At 74.6% G+C, this 9,300-nt stretch carries 8 protein-coding genes; 6 read left to right on the top strand and 2 right to left on the bottom strand.

The features are described from left to right. Window positions 1-171: 171 nt before the first annotated feature. Window positions 172-870, top strand: a complete 699-nt coding sequence (locus ABZW03_RS30955; protein WP_355265554.1) for a class III extradiol dioxygenase subunit B-like domain-containing protein — start codon at window positions 172-174, stop codon at window positions 868-870. Window positions 871-896: 26 nt separating this feature from the next. Here the strand turns inward: ABZW03_RS30955 and ABZW03_RS30950 are convergent, their stop codons facing one another. Beyond that, entirely contained in the window at window positions 897-1,142 is a 246-nt protein-coding gene (locus ABZW03_RS30950) for an antitoxin (RefSeq protein WP_355265552.1), read from the bottom strand. 179 nt (window positions 1,143-1,321) lie between these two features. On the opposite strand from ABZW03_RS30950, the gene miaA reads away from it, so the two are divergent. From miaA to hflX, 5 genes are all read left to right on the top strand, one after another. Further along, window positions 1,322-2,281, top strand: coding sequence for a tRNA (adenosine(37)-N6)-dimethylallyltransferase MiaA (gene miaA, locus ABZW03_RS30945; protein ID WP_355265550.1), 960 nt, complete (start codon window positions 1,322-1,324; stop codon window positions 2,279-2,281). 228 nt (window positions 2,282-2,509) lie between these two features. Continuing rightward, entirely contained in the window at window positions 2,510-3,022 is a 513-nt protein-coding gene (locus ABZW03_RS30940; protein WP_355265547.1) for a hypothetical protein, read from the top strand. Window positions 3,023-3,161: 139 nt separating this feature from the next. Then, entirely contained in the window at window positions 3,162-4,067 is a 906-nt protein-coding gene (gene dapF, locus ABZW03_RS30935) for a diaminopimelate epimerase (protein WP_355265544.1), read from the top strand. A gap of 158 nt (window positions 4,068-4,225) precedes the next feature. Continuing rightward, window positions 4,226-6,415, top strand: a complete 2,190-nt coding sequence (locus ABZW03_RS30930) for an HD domain-containing protein (RefSeq protein ID WP_355265541.1) — start codon at window positions 4,226-4,228, stop codon at window positions 6,413-6,415. Between the two features lie 238 nt (window positions 6,416-6,653). Further along, window positions 6,654-8,156 (top strand): GTPase HflX, encoded by a 1,503-nt coding sequence (gene hflX, locus ABZW03_RS30925; protein ID WP_355265538.1) that lies wholly within the window; start codon window positions 6,654-6,656, stop codon window positions 8,154-8,156. Window positions 8,157-8,240: 84 nt separating this feature from the next. On the opposite strand, the gene ABZW03_RS30920 is transcribed toward hflX, so the two are convergent. After that, window positions 8,241-9,300: hypothetical protein (locus ABZW03_RS30920; RefSeq protein ID WP_355265535.1), on the bottom strand; the 1,060-nt coding region annotated here is incomplete at its 5' end.

The following is a 9,300-nucleotide window of genomic DNA, read 5'->3' as shown; positions in this document are numbered from 1 at the left end:
AGCTCCCGCACGACGAGCAGGACCAGGACGGCGAGCAGCGGCAACACCGCACCGGCGAGCAGGTCCCGGACGGCGGCACGGCGCAGCACGCCGAGCCCCCTTCGCCCCGGAGGCGAGGGTACGGCTCCGACTCCCACCGGGCCGCCGTCACGTTTGGTTAGAGTGATCCACATGCTGGTAGCCGCCGCCGTGTGCCCCTGTCCGCCGCTGCTCGTCCCCGAGGTCGCCGCCGGGGCCGCGCCCGAGCTGGACGGCCTGCGCGCGGCCTGCGACGAGGCGCTGGCGGCGCTGGTCGCGGCCGGACCGCAGCTGCTCGTGGTGGTCGGCACCGGATCGACGGCCGAGGTGTGGACCGAGGGCGGGGCCGGCTCCTTCCACCGCTACGGGGTGCCGCTGGTCGCCAAGCTGCCCGGCGACCGGGTCGAGGGGCCGGAGCTGGCCCCCTCGCTGACCGTCGGCGCCTGGCTGCTGGAGCGCGCCGGGGTGGCCCTGCCGACGCACGCCTGCGCGGTGCCCGCCGACGCCCCCGCCGACCGGATGCTCGGCCTCGGCCAGGGCCTGGCCGGCCTCGCCGACCGGGTCGGCCTGCTGGTGCTCGGCGACGGCAGCGCCTGCCGGTCGGTGAAGGCGCCCGGCTACCTGGACGAGCGGGCCGAGGGCTTCGACGCCGCGCTGGCCGCCGCCCTGGGCGCGGCCGACCTGCCCGCCCTGGCCGCGCTGGACCCGGGCCTGGCCGCCGAGCTCAAGGCCGACGGCCGGGCGCCCTGGCAGGTGCTGGCCGGCGCCGCGGAGGGCGCCGGCCTCACCGGACGGCTGGGCTACCAGGACGCGCCGTACGGGGTCGGGTACTTCGTGGCGTCCTGGTCGTAGCCTGCCGGCCCCGGCCCCGGCAGGGCTCAGGACTGCGGGGGCTGCGCCTCGTCGCCCGGCTTCGGCTTGTGGGCGAAGTCGTCGACCGCCTCCTTGGCCTTGCCGGTGCCGTGCTCGATCTTGTCGCTGTACTTGCCCTTGGTCGCCTTGTCGATCGCGCCGCCGGCCTTGTCCACGACCTTCTCGATCTGGTCGCTGTGCTTGCCCGCGAACTCGCTGGCCTTGTCCTTGAGCTCCTCGGCCTTGCCCTTGAGGTTGTCCATCAGACCCATGACGATCTCCTTCGTCCGCTGTTGCCCGGACAACGACCGTGCCCGGCGAAGCGTTCGCAAACCGGGCCCAATCGGGGAAACGGCCGGAAAATCTCCGGGAAACAGTCATATCGTCGCGCAGTCGCGGGCGAGTGGCAGCCCGGTCCTCGCCCCTGCCGGGCTTTTGCGAGACTGGAGCGGTGAGCAGCTCCCGTACCCCGCGTGCCGTCCCTCCCCGTGTGGTCTCCGTCGTCGGCGCGACCGCCGCCGGCAAGTCCGACCTGGCCGTCGCCATCGCCCGCAGCCTCGACGGCGAGGTGATCAACACCGACTCGATGCAGCTGTACCGGGGCATGGACATCGGCACCGCCAAGCTCACCACGGCCGAGCGCGAGGGAGTGCCGCACCACCTGCTGGACATCTGGGACGTCACCGAGGCCGCCAGCGTCGCCGAGTACCAGCGGCTGGCCCGGGCCGAGATCGACCGGCTGCTCGCCGCCGGCCGCACGCCCGTCCTGGTCGGCGGCTCCGGGCTGTACGTCCGGGCGGCGATCGACGAGATGGAGTTCCCGGGCACCGACCCGGCGGTGCGGGCCCGGCTGGAGGCCGAACTGGAGCAGGCCGGCCCGTACGCGCTGCACCGGCGGCTGGCCGAGCTGGACCCGGCGGCCGCCGAGGCGATCCTCACCAGCAACGGCCGGCGGATCGTCCGCGCCCTGGAGGTCATCGAGATCACCGGGCAGCCGTTCACCGCCAACCTGCCGAGCAACACCGCCGTCTACGAGGCGGTGCAGATCGGCGTCGCCGTGCCGCGCCCCGAACTGGACGAGCGGATCGCGCTGCGGGTCGACCGGATGTGGGAGGCCGGGCTGCTGGACGAGGTGCGGGAGCTGGAGCGGGCCGGGCTGCGGGAGGGGCGGACGGCCTCCCGGGCGCTCGGCTACCAGCAGGTGCTCGACCACTTCGCCGGCGAGTGCACCGAGGACGAGGCCCGGGCCGAGACCGTCCAGGCCACCAAGCGCTTCGCGCGCCGTCAGGAGTCCTGGTTCCGGCGCGACGACCGGATCAACTGGCTCTCCCGGCCCGCCGGGACCGACCCCGTCGAGCTGCTGGAACGGTCCCTCGAACTGATCGGCCGTCAGGGAGTTCCGGCCGCGTAGGAAGGGTTTCCGGCCAATCCGGCGGTGCACCTGCGCGCGCAGGCGACCGTGCAGGACGAACCGGCGGTCACGGCCCGATCACGTGATGGCCACGGATCACCCGTCGACCCCGGTCAGGCCCGGAACGCCTCCCTGGACATGCCATCATCGATGCCGTAGGGGTCGGCCGAACGGGCCGACCGTGCCCGGCCGCGAGTCCGCTCGTGTCGAACTGTCAGGGGAGGCCGTGTGTCGACGGGTACCGGCCCCGAATCCGGCCAGGGCGGCAGTGTCACCGCACCGGCCGAGGAGTTCGACGAGTCGACGATGGGCGACCTCCCCGTGCTGACCGGCCTGGAGGCACCGACCTCCTACGCGACCGCGGTGCCCGCCCTGGACACCCGCACCCCGCCCGGCGGCGCGGTGCACGAGCGGGAGATCCGCCCGCTGCGCCGGCTGCGCTGGTGGCAGACGCTGCCGATCGCCCTGCTGGGCACCCTCGGCTCGCTGATGTTCGCCTTCCCGCTCGCCTTCGGCTCGGCCGGGGCGCGGGCCACCATGGTCGGGATGCTCGGGCTGCTGTTCACCGCCGCCTCGTTCGGCTGGGGCGCGATGGCCGCCCGGCACGCCGGGTACAAGTGGCCGGGGCTGCCGCGCCGGGGCTCCGGGAAGCGGGCCGGCTGGAAGGCGATCGCGGTCTACACCCTGATCGCGGTGGCCGCCTGCGCGCTCGCGGTCTGGCGCGTCGCCTACCTGCGCTGAGCGGGCCGGGCCTCCCCTGCCCACGGCTGAAACCCGCCCCGAGCCGAAGGGGAGCGCCGACCGTCGGCGCCGGATCGAGAGCGCCCCGGAGGCGAGCGGGCGAACAGCAGAGCGGGCAGATGTCAGTACCATCGGACGGGTGAGCGCATCCTCTCCCCAGCAGGGCGGCATCCCCTTCTTCAAGGGGCACGGCACCCAGAACGACTTCGTCATCGTCCCGGACCCGGACGGCGCCCTGGAGATCGGTCCCGAGACCGTCGCCGTACTGTGCGACCGCCGGGCCGGCCTCGGTGCGGACGGGCTGCTGCGCGTGGTGCGCGCCGCCGCCGACCCGGCCGGCGCGGGGATGGCGGACCGGGCCGAGTGGTTCATGGACTACCGCAACGCGGACGGCAGCATCGCCGAGATGTGCGGCAACGGCCTGCGGGTCTTCGCCCGCTTCCTGGTCGAAGCAGGCCTGGCCGAACCCGGCGAGCTGGCCGTCGCCACCCGCTCCGGGGTGCTCACCGCGACCGTCGCCGAGGCCGCCGAGGACGGCACGCCCGGCGACGTCACCATCGACATGGGCCGGGCCCGGCTGCCCGGGCCGGACGGCATCGAGGTCGCGGTCGGCGAGCGGCGCTGGCCGGCCCTGAACGTCAACATGGGCAACCCGCACGCGGTGGCCTTCGTGGAGAGCCTGGACCACGCGGGCGACCTGTACACCGCGCCGCTGACCAGCCCCGCGAGCGCCTACCCGGAGGGCGTCAACGTCGAGTTCGTGGTGGACCGCGGGCCGCGGCACGTCGCGATGCGGGTGCACGAGCGCGGTTCGGGCGAGACCCGCTCCTGCGGCACCGGCGCCTGCGCGGTGGCGGTGGCGGCGATCCGCCGGGACGGCGCCGACCCGGCGGTCACCGGCGAGGCGGTCTCGTACACCGTGGACGTGCTGGGCGGCCGACTGGTCATCACCGAGCACCCGGACGGCCGGGTGCAGATGACCGGGCCGGCGGTGATCGTGGCCGAGGGGCGGCTGGACGCGCGCTGGTGGGAGTCGGTCCGCTAGGCGCGGCGGCCCGGTTTGCCCAATTCGTACGGTGATGAATCCCCCCGATCGGGTGATATCGGTCGCAGATCGGAATCATGGCATCGCGGAACGTGCTCTCCTCGGTAGCATTGACCAACGGGTCGACACCCCTTTGGAGGGGTAGCAGCGAGGTGCCGATGACCATCTCAGCCGGGCAGCCCCTGGGGCAGCCGACGACCGTACGGCAGGCCGGGGCCAGGCGGCCCCTCGGGGAGCTCGGCCGGGCCGCCCTCGGCCGGGCCGGGCGGGCCGCGCTGCTCGCCACCGGCCGGCCGCCCGTGCCGGACGCCCTGGAGCCGCTCGTCCGGGTCCACCGCCGGCACCACCCGCAGGCCGACCTCGGCCTGCTCGCCAGGGCGTACCGGCTCGCCGAGGCCAGCCACCGCGGCCAGAAGCGCAAGAGCGGCGAGCCGTACATCACCCACCCGCTGGCCGTCACCATGATCCTGGCCCAACTCGGCGCCGGGACGACGACCTTGGTCGCCTCGCTGCTCCACGACACCGTCGAGGACACCGAGTTGACGCTGGACCAGGTGAGTGCCGGGTTCGGGCCCGAAGTCGCCTACCTGGTCGACGGGGTGACGAAGCTGGAGAAGGTCGACTTCGGCGCCGCCGCCGAGGCCGAGACCTTCCGCAAGATGCTGGTCGCCACCGGGGACGACGTCCGGGTGATGGTGATCAAGCTGGCCGACCGGCTGCACAACATGCGCACCATCCGGCACATGAAGCCGGCCAGCCAGGTGCGGATCGCCAAGGTCACCCGGGACGTGCTGATCCCGCTGGCCGAGCGGCTCGGCATCCAGGTGCTCAAGGCGGAGCTGGAGGACATCGTCTTCGCCACCCTGCACCCCGAGGAGCACGCCCGCACCCGCGCCCTGATGGCCGGTCACGAGGCCGAGCCGGACACCCTGCTGGAGCCCTTCGCCCGGCAGCTGGGCCGCCAGCTGGCCGAGGCCGGGGTGGCCGCCGAGGTGACCGTCCGGCCCCGGCACTGCGTCTCGCTGCACCGGGTGCTGCTCCGGCGGGCCGCCGTGCCCGGGCCGGACGGGCGGCCGCAGGAGCCCCGGCCGGCCGACTACGGGCGGCTGCTGGTGGTGGTCGAGGAGAACGCCGACTGCTACGCCGTGCTCGGCGAGCTGCACACCTGCTGGACGCCGCTGCCCGGGGAGTTCAAGGACTTCGTGGCCGCGCCCAAGTTCAACCTCTACCAGTCGCTGCACACCGCCGTGGCGCTCAGCGACGGCGCGGTGGTCGAGGTGCTGGTCCGCACCCGGCGGATGCACGAGGTCGCCGAGACCGGGGTGGTCGCGCTCGGGGACCCGTCCCCGGCCGGCGCCGTGCAGGACGCCGACGAGCTGGACCGCACCGACCCGGCCCGCCCGGGCTGGCTCAGCCGGCTGCTGGAGTGGCAGCAGGAGACGCCCGACCCGGACGCCTTCTGGTCCGCGCTCACCGCCGACCTGGCCGGCGACCGCGAGATCACCGTGGTGACGGAGTGCGGCGAAACGCTTCAGCTGAGGGCCGGCGCCACCTGCGTGGACGCGGCCTACCTGCTCGGCGAGGAGACCGGCCACCGGTGCATCGGCGCGCGGGTCAACGGGCGGCTCACCGCGCTGTCCACCGTGCTGGAGGACGGCGACCGGATCGCGGTGCTCACCGAGACCCTCCCGGCCGGCGGCGGACAGCCCTCCGGCCCCGCCCCCGAGTGGCTGGCGCACGCCCGCACCCCGGCCGCCCGGCTGGCCATCGAGCGCTGGCTGGCCGACCACCCGGCCCGGCAGCCGGTGGTCCGCACCGGCCCGGCCGGCGGCCAGCCCGCCCCGCCCGGCCGCCCGGCCGCCGAGCGGCGGGCCGCCCCGGTCGTGGTGGCCGGACGGCCCGGGGCGCCGGTCCGGCTGGCGCGCTGCTGCACCCCGGTGCCGCCGGACGAGGTGGCCGGCTACCCGATCCGCGGCGGCGCGGTCGCGGTGCACCGCACCGGCTGTCCGGCGGGGGAGCGGATGCGCGCGGACGGGCGGGCCGAGCTGGAGGTCCGCTGGCGGTCGGGGGACGCGCCGGCGGCCGGGCACCGGGTCACCCTGCGGGCCGAGGCGCTGAACCGGCCCCGGCTGCTCGCCGACCTCACCGCGGCGATCTCCGGCGCGGGCGTCGGCATCGTCTCGGCCGAGGTCGAGCCCCCGCAGGAGTCCCGGGTCCGGCACACCTACACCGTGGAACTGCCCGAGCCGGCCGCGCTGCCGGGGCTGATGCGGGCGATGCTCAAGGTCTCCGGGGTGTACGACGTGAGCCGCCCGCACGCCCCGGAGGGCGCCTGGGGCCGACCCTAGAGGCTCGTTCCCCGGGAAATAATGGGGATGACCGGTCCGCGCCGGGCGTGCGACCATCATGGGGAATTCACGGCCGGTCCACGGCGTTCTCCGGGCACAGGAGCCCGGAGCGGCACCCGCGGACCTGAGGGGTAGCTCACCCCGCCCGGACGGTAACCGGGGCGGCAGCTGGGCAGACTCCGTACGGGACCGCCGCGGTCCCCGAAAGGCCACCCGTACCAGCGAGCCAAAGGACAGAATGACCTCCACGTTCGACACCCGCGACCACGCCGACGCCACGCGCCGCATCGACGGTCTGCGGGCGGAAGCCCTCATGGACGAGGACCTCGCGGCCATCGACGAGGACCTCGGCCACCACTACGACGGCGACCAGTACGACCGCAGCGAGCGAGCCGCCCTGCGCCGGGTCGCCGGCCTCTCCACCGAACTCGAGGACGTCACCGAGGTCGAGTACCGCCAGCTCCGCCTGGAGCGCGTGGTGCTCGTCGGCGTCTGGACCGACGGCACGCTGGAGGAGGCGGAGAACTCGATGGCCGAGCTCGCCGCGCTCGCCGAGACGGCCGGCTCCCAGGTGCTGGACGGCGTCATCCAGCGCCGTGACAAGCCCGACGCGGCCACCTACATCGGCTCCGGCAAGGCGAAGGAACTGCGCGACATCGTCGCCTCCACCGGCGCCGACACCGTGGTCTGCGACGGTGAACTCACCCCCGGCCAGCTGATCCACCTGGAGGACGTGGTCAAGGTCAAGGTCGTCGACCGGACGGCCCTGATCCTGGACATCTTCGCCCAGCACGCCAAGTCCCGGGAGGGCAAGGCGCAGGTCTCGCTCGCGCAGATGCAGTACATGCTGCCGCGGCTGCGCGGCTGGGGCCAGTCGCTGTCCCGGCAGATGGGTGGCGGTGGCTCCGGCTCCTCGGGTGGCGGCATGGCCACCCGTGGTCCCGGTGAGACCAAGATCGAGACCGACCGGCGCCGGATCCGCGAGAAGATGGCGAAGCTCCGCAAGGAGATCGCCGACATGAAGAAGGGCCGCGACACCAAGCGCCAGGAGCGCAAGCGCCACCAGGTGCCGTCCGTGGCCATCGCCGGGTACACCAACGCCGGCAAGTCCTCCCTGCTCAACCGGCTCACTGGCGCGGGCGTGCTGGTGGAGAACGCGCTGTTCGCCACCCTGGACCCGACCGTGCGCCGGGCCGAGACCCCGAGCGGGCGGCTCTACACCCTGGCCGACACCGTCGGCTTCGTCCGGCACCTGCCGCACCACCTGGTCGAGGCCTTCCGCTCGACCATGGAGGAGGTCGCCGACGCCGACCTCATCCTGCACGTGGTGGACGGCTCGCACCCCGAGCCGGAGACGCAGCTGGCCGCCGTCCGCGAGGTCATCGTCTCGGTCGACGCGCAGAACGTGCCGGAGATCGTGGTGATCAACAAGGCGGACGCCGCCGATCCGCACGTCCTCCAGCGCCTGCTGCGCCGCGAGCCGCACGCCATCGTGGTGTCGGCCCGCAGCGGCGCGGGCATCGAGGAGCTGCTGCGGCTCATCGACGACGAGCTGCCGCGTCCGGCGGTCGAGGTGCGGGCCCTGGTGCCCTACACCCAGGGCGCGCTGGTCTCCCGGGTGCACGCCGAGGGCGAGCTGCTCTCCACCGAGCACACCGGCGAGGGCACCCTGCTGCACGCCAAGGTGCCGGCCGAACTGGCCGCCGAACTGGAGTACTTCGCGGTGGCCCTGCAGGGCTGAGGCCGCGGCGTACCGAAGGGCCCCGAGGCGGCCGCTGGAACTCCAGCGGTCCGTCCCGGGGCCCTTCCGCGTGCTCCGGCGGGGCTACCTGACGTTCTTGGCGAAGTAGTCGAAGGCCTGCTTCGCCTGGTCCTGCAGGGCGGGCCCGGCCTGGTAGCCCGCCGGGTTGCGGTTGCCGAGCGCGCCGACGCTGATCAGGTTGGGCTTCCCGTCCCTGACGACGAACCAGCCGCCGCCGCCGGAACCGGCCGTCATGGTGCAGCCGATCAGGTACATCGGCGGGCGGGTCCGGTCGAAGGAGAGCCGCCCGGGCGCGACCGGGGAGTCGCAGTGTTCGAGCTCCCGTCCGTCGAACGGCCGCTCGGCCGGGTAGCCGTAGGCGGCGGTCGCGGTGATCTGCTCGCGCGGGGCGTTGAACCAGATCGGCACCGAGCCGCCGACCACCTCCTCCAGGGACCTGCCGTCCTCGCCGCGCACCCGCAGGACGCCGTAGTCGTACTGGTGGTGGGCGCCGACGCCGCCCTCCTGGAGCCAGGTCGGCGAGACCAGCGCGCGCACCGCCGTCCACCGGCCGTACGGGGCGGCCTGCTGGTCGGGGCCGGGCTTGCCGCGGACCAGCCGGCCGTCCCGGTTGAAGCCGGGCACGAAGACCAGGTTCTTCAGCCAGCCGCCGCCCTTGCCGTCGTGCAGGCAGTGCGCGGCGGTGTAGACGAGGTTGCTGCGGCCCGGGTTGACCGGGTCGGAGACCACGGTGGCGGAGCAGGCCGCGTCGCCCTGCGGCGTGGTCATGAAGAGCCGGCCGACCACCGAACCGGCCGGGCCGTACGGGTGCGGCTGCGGCTCGGCCGGGACGGCGGCGGGCGGGGCGTCCCGCTCGACGCCGGCCGCCGCGGGGGCGGTCAGCGAGTACTCCGGGGTGGGCCGGGGCCGGGCGGCGTCCATCCGGGCCGCCGGCCAGGACGCGGGCGGCGCGTCGTTGGCGAAGGCGCTGTCGGCGACGTAGCGGGCCCAGTCCTCCACCTTCCAGCCGGTCAGGTCGCCCAGGCTGGTGGGCGCGGACCTGGGCAGGGCGAGGGGCGCGGTGGCGGGCCGGGCGGGGCCGTCCGGCCCGCACCCGGCCGCCCCCAGCGCGAGTGCGGCGAGC

The sequence above is a fragment of the Kitasatospora sp. NPDC004799 genome, assembly GCF_040609095.1.
Taxonomy (GTDB): Bacteria; Actinomycetota; Actinomycetes; order Streptomycetales; family Streptomycetaceae; genus Kitasatospora.
The sequence above is the reverse complement of the archived record's forward strand: the minus strand, read 5'-3'. Positions and strand labels throughout refer to the sequence as shown.

Coding starts and splice junctions, on each gene's coding strand:
- hflX (WP_355265538.1), top strand. CDS start 6,654: ATGACCTCCACGTTCGACACCCGCGACCACGCCGACGCCACGCGCCGC.
- ABZW03_RS30930 (WP_355265541.1), top strand. CDS start 4,226: ATGACCATCTCAGCCGGGCAGCCCCTGGGGCAGCCGACGACCGTACGG.
- ABZW03_RS30950 (WP_355265552.1), bottom strand. CDS start 1,142: ATGGGTCTGATGGACAACCTCAAGGGCAAGGCCGAGGAGCTCAAGGAC.
- ABZW03_RS30955 (WP_355265554.1), top strand. CDS start 172: ATGCTGGTAGCCGCCGCCGTGTGCCCCTGTCCGCCGCTGCTCGTCCCC.